Source organism: Sphingobacterium sp. 40-24 (assembly GCF_001899705.1).
GTDB classification, from domain to species: domain Bacteria; phylum Bacteroidota; class Bacteroidia; order Sphingobacteriales; family Sphingobacteriaceae; genus Sphingobacterium; species Sphingobacterium multivorum.
Window position 1 is genome coordinate 303,196 of sequence record NZ_MKWH01000055.1, and the last position, 16,383, is coordinate 319,578.

A 16,383-nucleotide genomic window follows, 5' to 3' on the forward strand; every position below is an offset into this window, starting at 1 on the left:
AATTTCCATCAAAAAAGAAATTTTGAAACCTACTACATGGTGAATACTCTGATTTTAATGTGCAAAACGGAAGGGAAGTCTCAACTGTTTTGGATCATAGATAAATCAAGACGATATTAAGGTTAAAAAATAAGGCCTAATCTCCCAGATTAGGCCTTTCTTTTTTCCAGTTGTTTCGAATATGCCAGGATATTCTCTACACTTCTTTTGCTTGGATGAAGCAACATTTTTGGTAATTGAAGTTTCAATTCATTTTCTATGTCCTCGTCTGTCATTACCTTCTCGTTTTGGGTTAGCAAATTTTGAACTTCGTTTTCTGATTGGGTAAAGTTTTCTACCATAAGCATCTGTTGTTTTGTCTCTGTAAGTTAAATAATTAAACGGACAAAAGATAGTTTTGGTATAAAAAACGAGAAAATATTTATTTTTTCTTTTTGTTGGTATATTCTTCTGCTTTTATAATGGCGTTATAAGCATTGACGATTCCTCCGGTGACCGAGATGTCCGCTAATCGAACCGTTTTGGTGGCATCTTCACCAACCTTTATCTGTACCAGTTGGTTCGGCTTTTCCACCGATTCCATAATAATCTGTTTGGTTTCCACCGCGCTCAAATTGGGATAATAAGATCGAATCATTGCCGCCAGACCAGCGACAACGGGCGCAGCCATACTCGTGCCCTGTTCTTCTTTATACTTGGAATCTGGTACCGTTGAGTTGATGTGGACGCCAGGAGCAAAAACGTCGACCGTTTTTTTGCCATAATTGGAAAAATCGGCTAATAGTTCATTGTCCAAATGAAGACCGGTTGCGCCTACGGTGATCCATGCATTGGCAACTCCGGTGGTATCACCTTTTCCATCCGTATAATACTTCATTGGAAAATTAGGTTCTATATCGTTATCTTCACTGTCATTTCCTGCGGCATGAACCATCAATACATCTTTGGATTCAGCATATCTGATGGCATCGTCTACGGCCTGCTTATTATGGGCATAACTTTTCCCAAAGCTCATGTTCAGTACTTTGGCTCCGTTGTCTGCAGCGTAGCGAATAGCATTTGCGACGTCTTTGTCACGCTCATCACCATCAGGGACGAGTCTAACCGTGAGTATTTTAACGTTATCCGCTACTCCATTGATACCGATATTATTATTGCGTTTTGCACCGATAATTCCTGCGACATGGCTGCCATGTAATGCATCTGGTCCCTTTACGTCCGCGTTGCCATAATGGCGCTCTGAAGCATCTTCATAATTATCGCCAACAATAGGTCGAGAATCGTATGCTTTGTTTAAATGATAATCAACTTGATTGTTGAAATATTTTGCACCTTCGGTGATATCATCAAAAAATTTGGCAAAGCCGCCGTTGTGGATTTCATCCTTTGCATAGCCCAGTGCGATGCGTTGCGTATTTGTGGTCGCTTTGAAATTGTCTATGTCCTCCTGTGTGATATCCTCGGGCTTTTTACCTATTTCACGTACCACAGCGTCTATGTTGCGTTTGAGCGCATCGTACGAAAATTGACCCATTTTAGCTTCTTCTAGCTTGTTTTTATATTTGGCAAGCATTTTTTGATAACTAGCGAAAGCTTTTCGACCAGCTTCATTGAGTTCTGTTGCCGCTGTGATGTTTGCAAACTTTTCGTCCAGTATCCTAAGCTGTCTTGTCAGTTCAAGGTTGTCAAACTGAACATCTTCTCCATTGGCGTTTCCAATAAAGTTCCAGCCATATTTATCATTGATATAGCCATTGCCATCATTATCTATACCATTTGCAAGACTATCCTTCACATTGATCCACACGACATCTTTGAGGTCCTCGTGATAAACATCCACACCTCCATCCAATACGCCAACGATGACTGGAGTGGATTTTCTCCCTTTCAATAAAGTTTTATACGTTTTTTCGGTACTGATTCCCATCACCCCATCCGTTTTATAGTCCAAATTAAACCAATTTGCTGGAATGGTATCCGATTGTCCGAAAGAGATAAGTGGCAATGAGCCTAAAGCAATTAGATATAGTGATTTTTTTAAATTCATATGTAAATAATTCTTAATGAAGTGTCTGCTTTCAATGATTGCCATGAACGCATTCCACCTGGTTATTCTCTCCTGTGTGTTTTAATTTTTTTTCAAGAGCGTGCCTGCTCATTTATTCCTAACTATAGCAGAATAGCAAAGATAATGCTAATGCTTCTTCTGAACTGTTAATTTTTATTAAAAGTATTTATAATCCATATCTCTTATTAAACTGTTGACGAAATATCTTAAATTCAAATCTTTCTAGGAGGCTCCTGTTTTATGGGATGGTCCGGACGGCAGAATGAGAAAGCGTTTATATTAAATAGCGAATAAGAAAGGGAATGCAACAAAATAAAAAAATAGTTTGGCCTAATGTAATGGCCCCAATGGCAGCAGTTTACCCTCATGTAAGAAACATACATGATGATGCTGTGCGAGATGATTATTATTGGATGATTGATTACTTTAAAAAAGGAGAAAAAGCTCAAGAAGTTATTGACTATCTGGAAAAGGAAAACGATTACACCGGTTTGATGCTTCAGGATACAGTAGACCTACAGGAGGATCTTTTTCACGAATTGAAGTCCCGTATTAAGGAAAAAGACGAGTCGGTACCTTATTTCAAAAATGGCTACTACTATTATAGCCGTACGGAAGAGGGGAAACAGTATTTTAAATTCTGTCGGAAAAAGGGTACGCTTGAGGGCGAAGAAGAAGTGCTATTGGATGTAGATCAGCTTGCCCAAGGGCATGCATATTATACGGCAAAGGGATTTTCGGTTAGTCCGGATAATCGTTTGCTTGCCTTTAGTGTGGATACCGTATCCCGGAGGGAATATACCATATTTATCAAAAATATTGAGACCGGAGAAATTTATCCCGACCAGATAAAGAATACAGAGGGGGCAGCGATATGGGGAAATGATAACCTGACGTTGTTTTATACGGCTAAAAACTCTGTGACTTTACTTAGCGAGAGGATTATGCGACATACATTGGGCAGCGATACAAAAGCGGATGTGGCCGTGTATGAAGAGAAAGATAATACAAATTATATTGCTGTCGGGAAATCCAAAAATGGAAAATATATCATCATCAATTCTGAAGGGACATTGTCTTCAGAAATTTGGATATTGAATGCTGATTTACCGCAGTCGGAATTTCGCGTTTTTCAGCCAAGGATACACAATGTTCTCTATTCGGTCATTGCATTGGACGATCGCTTTTTAATTCTGACCAATGATGAGGCCATCAATTTTCAAATCATGCAATGTCCCTTAGATCGTACAGAGCGCGGTAACTGGCAGACATTCATCGATCATCGACCGGATGTATTGGTCAGCGATATTGAAGAGTTTAAGGGTTTTCTAGCTATTGCTGAACGAAAAAACGGATTGACTCAATTGGCAATTTATAATTTAAATAGTCAGCAACAGCACTATTTGGATTTTGGAGAAGTTACCTACACGGTATATCCGGCTATTAATGTTGAATACAACAGCGATAAGTTGCGATATGGCTATACTTCTTTAGTGACACCAAGCTCAGTCTATGAATATGACATGGCTAAGCAGGAGAAAGTATTGTTAAAGCAACAGGAGATTTTGGGTGGATATGACCAAGCTGCATATATCAGCGAGCGTGTTTTTGCAACGGCAAGAGATGGTATTCAGGTGCCGATCTCTATTGTTTATAAAAAAGGAACCAAACTTGATGGTTCAGCTCCATTGTTGCAATATGCCTATGGATCTTACGGGGCATCGATGGACCCCACTTTTTCGAGCAATCGACTGAGTTTGTTGGATCGTGGATTTATCTACGCTTTGGCACATATCAGAGGTGGAGAGGAAATGGGGCGGCAGTGGTATGAAGATGGGAAAATGATGCATAAGATGAATACCTTTTATGATTTTGTGGATTGTGGTAAATACCTGATTGATCGACATTATTGTACACCCGAACATCTTTATGCACAGGGGGGAAGTGCAGGAGGTTTGCTGATGGGCGTAGTCGCTAATATTGCGCCCGAGCTATATCATGGCATAATAGCTCAGGTACCGTTTGTGGATGTTGTGAATACCATGTTGGACGATACTATACCGTTGACTACAAATGAATATGATGAATGGGGCAATCCCAATGAAAAGGAAGCTTATAGTTATATGAAGGCCTATTCTCCATATGAAAACATTGAAGCAAAAGAATACCCCAATTTATTGGTCACAACTGGGCTTCACGACAGTCAGGTGCAGTATTTTGAACCAGCAAAATGGGTGGCTAAACTTAGGGCAACTAAAACCGGAGATACGGTTTTACTTTTAAAGACAGATATGGATTATGGCCACGGTGGGGCATCTGGTCGATTTGACTACTTAAAGGAAATTGCATTGGAATATGCTTTTCTCTTTAAATTAGAAGGTCTTATTTGAAATTATACAAACGAACAATAAAAAAGCGGCATTCGCCGCTTTTTTATTGTTGAGCATGATTAATGCTATCCTGTTGTTTTTGTAAACGCTCTTCCCGCTCGATCTCTCTCGAGTCGATCTGATGCTGTTGATAATTGTCCATGGCCACTTTACTGGCTTTCTGCGATACGTAAATCGCTAATAGGGCAACAATAGTAATGATTGCTATTCCCCAGGCATATTTATGTTTGTCCTGTTTGACGAGCCAATACATAAAGATAATGTAAGGGACAGCAAAAATAAGATAGAAAATTAAACTCGGTGACATACTATTCTCCATTAAATGATCCCTACAAAAGTATTGTTTTTGACTAAAAATAACGAACCGATAGGAAAAACAACAATTTCAATTGATAAAGCCTTAAACCTTTATACGTTTTGTTGTCAAATTAATATCGCTAATGTGCGCGGTCTATTGCCAGCTTATTGCGGATTAATTGCTTGAAAATGAAGCTTACAACGCGGTTTTGATGGTAGATTGTAAATTTTTGATTTTTGCAAAAAATCAATTAGAATATTGTGGAAAAGAAAAAAATATTTTTATACATTTGCATCGTCAGAAACAATTGACAGCGCATTAAAAAATGAAACAGAACAAAAAGAACGATTATTCTTATACTCAAGCTTTTGAGAAGTTTATGAGGAAGGTCTTCTGTGCTTTCATTTTTGTAGAAATACCTGTTTTACGCCTCCGACGACCTATACTACCTCGGGCTTGATTTGAGGTAGTGAATCTTTCCAAGCAAGACCATGATTGTCCGATGGTTTTGAATCCATTATTTTAATTTATTTAGTAACAAAACACGACAGTAGTTGTTGTTTTATTATTAGGGTCGTAAGTCAATGACTATATCAGATTTTTTAATTATCCCGGCTAAACCTGAGCATGCACATTATGCAGAGGTTATTTGCGACGAAATGTTCGAGTCTGCAAAGGCTCGTGGTACTGGTATTGCGCGTCGTAAACCAGAATACGTTGCCAACAAGATGAATGAAGGTAAAGCAGTGATTGCTTTACATAGAGATGGCCGATGGGCAGGTTTTTGTTATATAGAAACTTGGGGGCATGGTGATTATGTTGCGAACTCAGGTCTGATTGTCAATCCCGAATTCAGAAAAGTCGGTTTGGCAAAAGCGATCAAAAAAAGAGTCTTCGAACTTTCCCGTGAGAAATACCCTAAAGCGAAGATCTTTGGTTTGACAACCGGGTTTGCCGTGATGAAAATCAACTCAGAACTAGGCTATGAACCGGTTCCATATTCCGAATTGACCTCTGATGATGAATTTTGGAAGGGTTGTCAAAGTTGCGTGAATTATGAAATTCTGATGAGCAAAGACCGTAAAAACTGTATGTGTACAGCCATGCTTTGGGACCCCGAAGAGAAAGAACGTGAATTGCGAGAGAAGATCCAGCGCAAGCATGAAGCGAAAGAACGCTTGGAAAGAATTACACAAAAACAGTCTCTGCTAAAGCGTATACAGGCGAAGTTTTGGAAATCGGCCAATAAATTTATTGCCGTCAATTTTCCGAAGCATAACAAAGTCGCAAAAGGATATTAAGCTAAAGCTGAGCGATTATATTGAAAATAGATGTAACAGGTAACTGAAGACGTTCATAATAACAAGATCAGTTCAAGGTTCTCTCAACATAATAATAAAAAACCGAGTGAAACGAGCTTAAGTCAGCCGTTGAAAACAAACACTCATAAAATAACATTCTAATGAAAAAAGTAGTTTTAGCATTTAGTGGCGGATTAGATACTTCATTCTGTTGTATTTATCTTACACAAGATTTAGGTTTAGAAGTTCATTCCGTAGTTGTAAATACAGGTGGTTTTTCGGATGAAGAATTAAAAAATATTGAAGAACGTGCTTATGCTTTAGGTGTGAAATCACATACAGCTATAGACGAAACGGCAGACTATTACCGCGAAACTATTAAATTTTTGATTTTTGGCAATGTGTTAAAAAATGCGACTTATCCATTGTCAGTATCTGCTGAGCGTGTATGCCAAGCAACCGCAATTGCAAACTACGCAAAGAAAATTGGTGCTGAATGTGTTGCTCATGGATCTACAGGTGCAGGAAACGACCAAGTACGTTTCGATATGATTTTCCAGACCCTGATTCCAGGAGTGGAAATTATCACCCCAATCCGTGATCTGCAATTGTCGCGTGAAGCCGAAATTGCGTATTTGAATAAGCATGGTGTAGAGTATTCTGCTGAAAAAGCAAAATACTCCATCAATAAAGGACTTTGGGGTACTTCTGTTGGTGGAGCAGAAACATTGACATCCAACCAATATTTGCCTGAATCGGCATGGCCAACTCCAGTGACTTCTTCAGAGCCGCAACAAATTACAATCGATTTTGAAAAAGGAGAGCCTGTGGCCTTAAATGGTGAGAAAATGGCTTCTGTTAAAGTGATTCAAGAATTACAGGCAATCGCTCAACCATACGGTATTGGCCGTGATATCCACGTGGGTGATACCATCATTGGTATCAAAGGTCGTGTGGGTTTTGAAGCTGCTGCTTCTGTCATTTTAATTAAGGCACACCATGCCTTAGAAAAACATACCTTGACCAAATGGCAATTGTCTTGGAAAGACCAAATCGCTGCTTTCTATGGAAATTATATGCACGAAGGCCAAATGCACGATCCCGTTATGCGTGATATTGAAGCATTCTTGCAATCTTCACAAGAAACAGTGACTGGCCGAGTGATTGTTGAACTTCACCCATACCGTTTTGTCGTCATTGGTGTCGAGTCTGAACACGATTTGATGTCCAATAAATTCGGTAGCTATGGTGAGATGAATAAGGGCTATACAGGTGACGATGTAAAAGGTTTCTCCAAAATTTTTGGAAATCAAACCATCATTTGGCACAAAGTGAATAAAAAATAAACCGTGTTTTGTGCCCTGTATTTTTTCTTAACGTAAAATTGATAAGAAAAAATACAGGGCATAATGGGGGACAACACATCCCTAAATTCTAAATTCAAAAAAATGATAAGAGTAGGAATAATTGGTTCGGCAGGATATACTGGTGGTGAATTATTACGTGTATTGATTTATCATCCTGAGGTGGAAATCGTATTTGCTAATAGTGCTTCCAATGCAGGAAATAAGTTATATGAAGTTCACAATGATTTATTTGGCGATACTGAATTGACCTTCTCTTCCGACTATCACTCCGCGATTGATGTCTTGTTTTTATGTGTGGGCCATGGAGATGCACGCAAATTTTTAGATGCAAATCCGATCGATGCATCCGTTAAGATTATTGATCTTTCACAAGATTATCGTCTTCGTGCGAATACAGCTTTCCAAGGGCACCAATTTGTGTATGGGCTTCCAGAACTAAACAAAGAAGCAATCAAAACAGCGCAGTATATTGCAAACCCAGGATGCTTTGCTACAAACATACAATTGGCTTTATTGCCATTAGCGAGTAAAGGTTTATTACCGGATCAAATCCATGTTAATGCAACGACTGGATCAACAGGAGCGGGGCAAAAACCGGGTGCAACCACGCATTTTTCCTGGCGTAACAATAATCTTTCTGCTTACAAATCTTTTGAACACCAGCATTTACAGGAAATTTCAGAGTCTTTGGATCAGCTGCAAGCGGGATTTTTACCGGTGTCAGCAGGATCGTTGTTGGAACGTGCTGCAGCAAAAATTAATTTTGTCCCACAACGTGGAGATTTTGCCCGGGGAATTTTCTCGGCTATTTATGTAGACACCGATTTGTCTGAAGAGCAGGCCTACGCATTGTATGAGAGCTATTATGCCGCTCACCCTTTTACGCATATCAGCAAAAAAAATATCGACCTTAAGCAGGTTGTCAATACAAATAAAAGTATTATCCACCTCGAAAAGCACGGAAATAAGCTCCTTATTTTAAATGCGACTGATAATTTGCTTAAAGGAGCATCCGGTCAAGCTGTACAAAATATGAACTTAATGTTCGGTTTAGACGAGCGTACAGGATTAAACTTGAAAAGCGTTGGTTTTTAACCCTTTTTAGGATATTAAACAGCAATATTAACAAGTTGTGAATAACTTGGGGGGGCGTCCTGAAAGCGAAATAAGGTTTTCAACATTTTATTAATATCGTGTGGAAAAGTGAAGGGTAGCCCCTTCACTTTTTTTTATGAATAGGTCTTTCGAAACGTACATTATCCAGTTATGAACAATGACATGTCGTTTTTCTAAAAAACGGACTCTTATGTCGACAGCCTATTGAATCAGAGTGAATTGATAGGTTGGACTTTGATGATGGATATTATTTTTAGAAACTCAAAACTACCAAAAGGCCAGTTGCTGATAAACATTCGATGTCCAAATTGTTTGAATATGGTAGATAAAGACCATCAAATGGATAAAGGATGCGTTCTTCAATTTCAAAATTACCATCTAACGTAAATGCAAATACGTTTTTGTGGTCTGGGCCAGTTTGTAATTCAAAATCATGTTTTCCAGCAAATGCACCGAAGTAGAACTGAAAATCAGTAGCTAAATCGGTGCCTACAGGATACATCTTGTTTTTCTCAAATGAAGATGTAAATGGAAGATCCACGATATGAGGTAGTGTAGGAGTGTGTATTGTCGAATTAAGTCCAAATTCTTGAAAGGTCACTGGGCCTTCAGTTTCGGACGTTGCTCTTATATGAATTGCCGTACTATTTCCAGGATTGCATATTAAGATTGTCCCAACGGGTACCGTGTAGGTTTGGCCATTCATTGTTACAAGTAGATCCCCAATCAAAGGAATCAAAAGCGAGACCGTACCTTTATTGGTCGGGAGATCCAAAGTGCCTTGAGGCGCAACTTCCCAGTTATTGACCTGTTGAAGTCGACCAATAGACTCCCGGTGAGGAGAAGCAAAAGAACCATAATTGAGTGTGCTTCTGACTACATGTGTTCCGATTGATGTTTCCCCACGCTGTTCCGCGATATAGATTCTAATATCCTGCATGATCAGGTTGTTAAGCATTAACATGAATTGTCATTTTCATTTGGAAACCTTCAGATAAGGATCCTGTGACCGTAGACACTTCCTTGGTAACACCGTCGCTGAATACGTTGTCATTGGCATTATAGGTATAACCTGAAACACCTTTTTTGTAACCATAAGATGAACCTGTATTATTGACTTCAAGACATAGGCTATCTTGAAAAGCGATTTGTGTCACTAATAGCGATTTACCGGTAGCATCATATACATGGACGTGAATATGTGTTGCTCGGCCTTGATACCAGCCCGGAAAGATGGTTTGGAAAGAAACAAGTCCATTGGCATTGGTAACTTGTCTACCACGATACCAATTGACAGACTGATAGTTGCTGGATTGCATTTGTGTTCCACCATATTGCGAGTAATTACCTTCCACATCACAATGCCATATATCCACTAAGGCACCTTCTAGCGCCGCACAGTTATTATTTGTATTGACAATAGTAATTAAACCGAGCATATTAGCCCCAATACCATCACCTTTGCGTATATCTGAGCGGACATAACTTGAAGGTGTTTTTGTCGGAAAGGGCCCCTCGGTTTCAGATGGTGTTACACTACAGCTTGAATCGACATTGACGTCAGTGCCCTCATCCGTGGTTGATGCGGTATCGTCTTTCTTGCAGGCTGCCCAGACCATTGGACCTGTAAATGCCAGCAATGATAAGGTCTTTATAAAATTTTTGCGTTCCATATCTCTTCTTTTTTATGAATGGAAGCAAGGTAGTGGACGGAGATGTAAAATAATGTTAAGTGTCGATAAAGAGGCTTATTGCATCGACGAATCACGTAAACATTTGATCACTTCATTATAGTACCCATCGCCGACTTTCAATGTGAAGTTGGGTAATTGTATTTTACGTTGTGAAAACGTAATGATGTGTTTGACCGCGATAACAAAACTGCGATGAATGCGGATAAACTGATTTGGCGGTAAACGATCCAACATGGCTTTCATCGTCGACAAAGTCAATATTGTTTTTCCTTGTATAAGATGAATTTTGATATAATCTTGCATGCTTTCCAAACACTCAATTTCATCAAGGTAGATTTTGATGCGTTGATATTCCACATTAACGATTAAGAAAGGGCGATGGCTCTGTGAAGCTGAACGTGTCATTGCCTTATCGATAGCCCGTTCAAAACGAGTGAAGTCAAATGGTTTGAGAAGATAGTCTACTGAATCAAGTTCAAATCCATCTATCGCATATTCTTTATGTGCCGTAGTGAAAATCAATAAGGGTCTTGGATTTAAGTTTTTTGCAAAATCAATACCGTTGATTTCGAGCATATCAATATCCAAAAAAATCAAATCAACACTGTTATTGGCGAGATACAACTTCGCTTCATGGGGGTTATTGAAGGTTCCAGCAAGCTGTATAGCGGGATGCTTTCCTGTGAACGTAGAAATAACACGAAGAGCCAATGGTTCATCGTCAAGAGCTATGCAAGTTAACATCGATTAAATTAAGATAGACTGCTTTATGTATACATAATCGTATAGCCTAATATAAAAACAATTTATGGAGAAATATAGAGGATAAGCTGAACAAAAAAAGAATGATCCTCCTGTTGGATCGTCAGGCGGTGCCTGTCGGCATAAAAATGTTCCAATAGACGTTGAACATTTTTAAGGCCTGTTCCTGAGCGGTGTTGTTCGGTTGACTGTGTAGCAATGCTATTCTTTACATTTAATGTGCAGGATGTTGGCGTTAGAATGACCTCAAAACTTAATTGGCAGGGCTCTATGGTGCTTAATCCATATTTGAACGCATTTTCAACAAAAGGAAGCAGCACAAATGCGTGTATCGTTTTAGGGTGTTCGAGCCCCGTATAGTGTTCACTGATCGAACAATTCGGGCCAATGCGTAGCTTTTGGAGATTGATAAAATCTTGTATAGCCTGGATTTCGATCTTGATGTCAATCGTATCACTGTGCCGTTCGTCCATGTAATAACGCATTAATTGCGAAAGACGATGAATACTACTTGCGACGGCATCATCATTGGTCAGTGCCAATGCGTAAATATTATTTAAGGTATTAAACAAGAAGTGGGGGTGGACTTGCGCTTTTAAAAAGGAAAGTTCGGCCTTCATACGGTCTTGTTCGACCAATTGCATTTTTTGCTGCGTTTCCATCCAATAGGTTACGATTCTATAGAGCGCGGCAAGGCTAATAGTTAACAGGAAAATATACACAGAAGCGATATCGATAGGTTGTGGCCGTTGTCCCGGGGATTGCCCTGGACCTCGGTATGGGAAATGCCTAGCAGATGGTGGCGGTGGAAAATCAGGATGATGCCTAGGTGAAAATTCTCTGTCCCCAGGGGTCGGTAATTGTTGACGTCCAATACGCATCAGCCGGTCAAAGGGCTGAAGATAGCAAGCTAGTAACAAACCTGTCAAAATAATGGAGATTCCGTAACTGATAAATTTTCGATGCTTTATGCTGTATGGAATCAGTACATAGGCATTGACATAAAATAGGATTAAAAAACAGCCTGTGAAAATCCAAAATGCCGGTGCAAAAAGTATTTCCTTAATTTCCAATTGACCGTTGTTAAAAAATAGTACTGGAAAGGATAAGAAAATAAGCCAGGCGAGTCCATGGATCAATATGGAGATTTGTTTTTGTCCTAAGATACGTTTTGATGTGCTATAAGCAGATTTGTCCATGGAGCTTGCTATTTTAGCTTTTATAAAAGGGGACTCTGATCCTAAAAATACACAAAAAGATTAGATCGTATTTTTAAAATGTTAAAATATACATCTCATTTTATAATAGATCATTTAATGGGAAAGGAGTGATGGTCAATTATTGCCGTTTTTTTACACAATCGATTGATATACATTTCCTTTCTTTTTCTGTAAATCTAAGCCTTATCTTCATCAAATAATCCAGTTTCACAAACCGATACCATCTTTATTCAATAGTAAAGTGCAGCATAAAGGTAGCTGATAAATTGAATTTCGGAACTAATAAAGTAGTCGGTTTCGCGAAGTATTAGAATGTAATAGCATCTCGAGTTTATGACGAATATGAATAACCGCAGGTAGTATAACTAGCTTAAGGTTGATATATAAATTGATAAAAAAAATAAAGTATGAAAAGAAAACACTTTATCCAGTATCTCTTTCTGGGAGCTTTATCCTGTCTTTCGATAAGCGGTATCGCACAGACAGCAGGGAAGACGTATGCCGTTCCTCTAGCCGGGAACGCTTTCATCACCGCAGGGCAAGCCGGTGATGCGGAAATTTCCGGTCGTAATGGCCTCGTAAAATGGTCAAGCAATCAGGAAGTGGCATCGGTTTATTTTCGGGCTCAGAAAGCAGGGAAATTGACATTAAAGCTGAAAGCGAAAAATGATGCTGGGAAATCTAAAATAGAAATTGACGCACTAGGGAAAAAAGCCGTTGTAGATGTTGAAGGAAATGAACTTGCCGAAACAGCTCCGCTGTCCATTGAAATAAAGGCTCCCGGTTATGTTCGGGTCGACCTAAAAGGAGTCAGTAAATCGGGCAGTAATTTTGCTAACGTGACAGAACTACTTGTTAGCGGTGAAGCCGCGTCAGAAGGACTTATCTATTCTGATAACCCCGACTATTACTACTGGTCCCGAAGAGGACCTTCCTGTCATCTTAATTATACCGTTCCTACGGAGGGCAACGTGAGTTACTATTATAATGAAGTTACCGTCCCTCAAGGCGAAGATAAAGTTGGTTCCTATTTTATGGCGAATGGTTTTGGCGAAGGCTACTTTGGTATACAGGTTAATTCAGAAACCGAGCGACGTATCTTATTTTCCGTATGGAGTCCATTCCATACAGATGATCCGAAAAGTATTCCAGATGAGCAAAAAATCCATCTACTAAAAAAAGGAAAGGATGTGCATTCGGGCGAGTTTGGAAATGAAGGGTCAGGCGGGCAGAGTTACCGCAAGTACTTTTGGAAAGCAGGTATAACCTATAAGTTTCTCTTGAAAGGTGTGCCCGATGGAAGAGGAAATACCGACTATACCGCCTGGTTTTTTGTACCTGAAGAGAATGCATGGAATGTGATCGCAAGCTTCAAACGTCCGCAGACAAACACCTACCTGAAACGATTCCATAGTTTCTTGGAGAACTTTAGTCCGAATCAAGGCTACCTGGGTAGAAAGGTTGAGTTTGGCAATCAATGGGTCTATGATGGGCAATGGAAAGCTGTACAAGCGGCTTCTTTCAGTGTGGATAATACCTATCGTGCAAATCAGCGCATTGATGCAATCGGCGGCATCAACAAAAACGGATACTTTCTTAGAAATGGTGGTTTCTTTAGTGACGTTGTTAAGCCAGGAAGTAAGTTTGAATTCCGGAATAAAAATAATGCACCAGAAATTGATTTTGACAAACTACCTTAATCAAAAAGGAATAAAGACGATGCCTTATTGTTGCTCAAAGTTTATCCTAAACAAAAAAGAGTCGCATTGAAATGCGACTCTTTTTTGTTTTGTACAGCTCTGGATTTATTTTTCAGACAGTTTGATATCACGTTCTACCGAAACATTATCTCCGGTAACAGCATTACCATCCTTATCTACTAGAGTCAATTTTACTTTATTGTTGCCCATTGGCAGGCCTTTTATCTCATATGGGCCCCATTTGTCCAATGTAAATGTCTGGCCATTGATATCTGCAATTACCTTGTTGCCATCTGGAGCAAGTTTGGTATTGATTACGTAAAAATCTAACAGGAGATTTTTTGTTTCATCTCCTTTATACTCACCTTTAGGTCGAGAATAGAAAAGTGATGATTCCTTTGGTGTTGCATCCGTCGTCAATTTACCCGTTGCATCAATCTTAAATTTTACCAATTTAGAAGCTTCAGTGGTTTTTATGGATTCATGATAGGATCTTGATAAAAATGAGAGCAGGTAATGTTCCGAATTTAACGGTACTGTTACAGAGTTCTCGGGCTTGTAGAGAGCCGTGTAAGGTTTATTGTCTAAAATAAAATGAATATGTTGCCCATCATGCGAATTTGCCATATGGGCAGCATGGGCATCATCGGTCATCTCCGTTAATTTGAAATTCTTAATCGCATATTTTACAGTTACTTTTGCGGAGTCTGTTCCTACCTTTTCTGCAGTGATCGAGGCGATCTGCAGATCAGCTCCAGGAAATTCTTTCGAGTCTGCAATAGGACTAACGGTGATTGAGTCCATTTTCTGTGCAGTATTTGTGTCCATACTGCTGCTTGAGTCAGCTCCACCTGTACTTTTCGTAGATGAGTTGTTACACCCGATAGCGCCTACCATGAGCGCTACTGCAGCAGTAATACCGATAATTCTGTAATACTTCATAATTTTTTTGTTTAATTTTTTAATCATTCAGCATCTTAAGTAACAGTCTATGTTCCTATTTTGTTTGTAATAAGGTTAAAAATAGGCCGTTTGGGCTACTCATTGAAGTTTAATACACAGTGAATTAAATATTTTTAAAAAAATAGTCATATTAGATGTAATAAATCGATAAGCTGAAATGTCTTGATAATATAAAAGGCACAGGTGATACGGAGATGGGGCAAAAGCCGATTAGAAGATTAAAATAGCGTAAGTCTCAATATTGACGATAACATGAACCAAGAGCAATTTAAAAATACCGTTTTCATCCATAAGGATAAGCTATTTCGCTTTGCGAAACGGATCTTGGTTGATGATGATGAGGCTTTTGATGCGGTACAAAATGTGATGATGCGGTTGTGGCAATTAAAAGATCAGCTGCTTCAATATAAAAATATGGAAGCCTTCTGCATGCAGAGTGTTAAAAATGAAGCGCTCAATCGTCTAAAAAAAGATAAGGTCAGGGCAGACTTTGTTGAGCAGCATCAGGTTGTTACCATGACGGAACATACTGTTGGGAATACGAAAGAAATTATCCTTGAAATGATCAATTCCCTTCCCGAAAAACAACGGCTTGTTATGCATCTGCGCGATGTTGAGGATTATGACATCGATGAAATCGGTGAAGTATTGGAGATGGGCGAGTCTGCGGTAAGAGTTAATCTGATGCGTGCTAGACAGAAGGTAAAAGAACAATTGACAAAATTATTCGATTATGAAACCATGAGGATTTATTCTGATAAGAAATAAACCCGATTGTTTCATCGTCTTTGAAAATAAGATGAACAGTGATGAAAGATAAGAAATTAAAAGAATTGGAAGAGAAGTACTTTAATGGCCAGTCGTCATTAGAGGAAGAAAGAGCATTGAAAAGCTCGGATGATGCTTTTTTTCAATCATTGAATCAGGAAAAGAATAGGACAATGGATTGGTCCTTTGAGGACTTCCAAAGTGAGATCAATGATGATAAGAAACGTATTATCTGGTGGAATAATAGCTGGATAAAATATGCAGCAGCAGCCATGTTGTTAATGGCTATTGGAATTGCACTATTCCTAAATCAGGAACCAACAACGCGAGTACCTGTACTTGCCGAAAAGGAAATGAAAGAGCTAAAATCCGCGGACAAGAAGCTGATCGAACAACAAAATGAAGAAACGGTAGTTTCCAATGCTAATGATGGGACCCCTTCGGTGGAAAGCGGTAAGACGTTACAGATCGCAGAAACGCTCAAACATTCTAAAGTTAAAAAACGAGCGAAGGCATGGACTGAAAAGAAGAAAATAGTTGCTGAAAGTCTGCAATCAGTCGAAAGTGAACCCTATCAGGCAGATTATGTTGTTTTGAATGGGAAACCTGTCGCGAACGAACAGGAAGCTGTTGAACTGACCCTAAAATCTTTAGGCTTACTGGCAAATAATCTGGAAAATGGTGTAGATAAAGCAATGAATATAAAACAAATGTCAATAACGATTAACTAAAATAA

At 39.1% G+C, this 16,383-nt stretch carries 15 protein-coding genes; 7 read left to right on the forward strand and 8 right to left on the reverse strand.

Annotated features, from left to right (window positions below; genetic code table 11):
- Window positions 1-149: 149 nt before the first annotated feature.
- Both BGP15_RS20685 and BGP15_RS20690 read right to left on the reverse strand, forming a co-directional pair.
- A complete protein-coding gene (locus BGP15_RS20685) occupies window positions 150-341 on the reverse strand; it encodes a hypothetical protein (RefSeq protein WP_139144906.1) in 192 nt (63 codons plus the stop codon).
- 80 nt (window positions 342-421) lie between these two features.
- On the reverse strand, window positions 422-2,047 hold the full coding sequence (locus BGP15_RS20690) for a S8 family serine peptidase (RefSeq protein ID WP_286754825.1): 1,626 nt from the start codon (window positions 2,045-2,047) through the stop codon (window positions 422-424).
- A gap of 368 nt (window positions 2,048-2,415) precedes the next feature.
- Between BGP15_RS20690 and BGP15_RS20695 the strand changes: the two genes are divergently transcribed.
- Entirely contained in the window at window positions 2,416-4,458 is a 2,043-nt protein-coding gene (locus BGP15_RS20695) for a S9 family peptidase (RefSeq protein ID WP_286770652.1), read from the forward strand.
- A 43-nt stretch (window positions 4,459-4,501) separates the two neighbouring features.
- Here BGP15_RS20695 and BGP15_RS20700 read toward each other — a convergent pair whose 3' ends face one another.
- Entirely contained in the window at window positions 4,502-4,765 is a 264-nt protein-coding gene (locus tag BGP15_RS20700; RefSeq protein WP_046674987.1) for a hypothetical protein, read from the reverse strand.
- A gap of 575 nt (window positions 4,766-5,340) precedes the next feature.
- On the opposite strand from BGP15_RS20700, the gene BGP15_RS20705 reads away from it, so the two are divergent.
- From BGP15_RS20705 to argC, 3 genes are all read left to right on the forward strand, one after another.
- Window positions 5,341-6,057, forward strand: coding sequence for a GNAT family N-acetyltransferase (locus BGP15_RS20705; RefSeq protein ID WP_070561978.1), 717 nt, complete (start codon window positions 5,341-5,343; stop codon window positions 6,055-6,057).
- 161 nt (window positions 6,058-6,218) lie between these two features.
- Window positions 6,219-7,403, forward strand: coding sequence for an argininosuccinate synthase (gene argG / locus BGP15_RS20710; RefSeq protein WP_286770653.1), 1,185 nt, complete (start codon window positions 6,219-6,221; stop codon window positions 7,401-7,403).
- A gap of 102 nt (window positions 7,404-7,505) precedes the next feature.
- Window positions 7,506-8,519, forward strand: coding sequence for an N-acetyl-gamma-glutamyl-phosphate reductase (argC, locus tag BGP15_RS20715; RefSeq protein WP_139144907.1), 1,014 nt, complete (start codon window positions 7,506-7,508; stop codon window positions 8,517-8,519).
- 274 nt (window positions 8,520-8,793) lie between these two features.
- Here argC and BGP15_RS20720 read toward each other — a convergent pair whose 3' ends face one another.
- From BGP15_RS20720 to BGP15_RS20735, 4 genes are all read right to left on the reverse strand, one after another.
- Window positions 8,794-9,480, reverse strand: a complete 687-nt coding sequence (locus tag BGP15_RS20720) for a hypothetical protein (protein WP_286770654.1) — start codon at window positions 9,478-9,480, stop codon at window positions 8,794-8,796.
- Between the two features lie 10 nt (window positions 9,481-9,490).
- Complete coding sequence (locus BGP15_RS20725; RefSeq protein ID WP_286770655.1) at window positions 9,491-10,213, reverse strand: dioxygenase family protein; 723 nt, start codon at window positions 10,211-10,213, stop codon at window positions 9,491-9,493.
- Between the two features lie 75 nt (window positions 10,214-10,288).
- Window positions 10,289-10,978, reverse strand: a complete 690-nt coding sequence (locus BGP15_RS20730; RefSeq protein ID WP_286770656.1) for a LytR/AlgR family response regulator transcription factor — start codon at window positions 10,976-10,978, stop codon at window positions 10,289-10,291.
- A gap of 62 nt (window positions 10,979-11,040) precedes the next feature.
- Window positions 11,041-12,195, reverse strand: a complete 1,155-nt coding sequence (locus BGP15_RS20735) for a sensor histidine kinase (protein WP_286770657.1) — start codon at window positions 12,193-12,195, stop codon at window positions 11,041-11,043.
- A 428-nt stretch (window positions 12,196-12,623) separates the two neighbouring features.
- On the opposite strand from BGP15_RS20735, the gene BGP15_RS20740 reads away from it, so the two are divergent.
- Window positions 12,624-13,916 carry a DUF3472 domain-containing protein gene (locus tag BGP15_RS20740; RefSeq protein WP_286770658.1) on the forward strand — a complete coding sequence of 431 codons (1,293 nt, stop codon included), beginning with the start codon at window positions 12,624-12,626 and terminating at the stop codon, window positions 13,914-13,916.
- Between the two features lie 105 nt (window positions 13,917-14,021).
- Here the strand turns inward: BGP15_RS20740 and BGP15_RS20745 are convergent, their stop codons facing one another.
- Window positions 14,022-14,858 carry a hypothetical protein gene (locus BGP15_RS20745; RefSeq protein WP_286710088.1) on the reverse strand — a complete coding sequence of 279 codons (837 nt, stop codon included), beginning with the start codon at window positions 14,856-14,858 and terminating at the stop codon, window positions 14,022-14,024.
- 273 nt (window positions 14,859-15,131) lie between these two features.
- Between BGP15_RS20745 and BGP15_RS20750 the strand changes: the two genes are divergently transcribed.
- Both BGP15_RS20750 and BGP15_RS20755 read left to right on the forward strand, forming a co-directional pair.
- Window positions 15,132-15,647, forward strand: a complete 516-nt coding sequence (locus BGP15_RS20750; RefSeq protein WP_286710087.1) for a GFO_1088 family ECF-type sigma factor — start codon at window positions 15,132-15,134, stop codon at window positions 15,645-15,647.
- Between the two features lie 41 nt (window positions 15,648-15,688).
- The gene (locus BGP15_RS20755) at window positions 15,689-16,378 is read left to right on the forward strand and encodes a hypothetical protein (protein ID WP_286710086.1); all 690 of its coding nucleotides are present in this window, start codon (window positions 15,689-15,691) and stop codon (window positions 16,376-16,378) included.
- Window positions 16,379-16,383 lie beyond the last annotated feature (5 nt).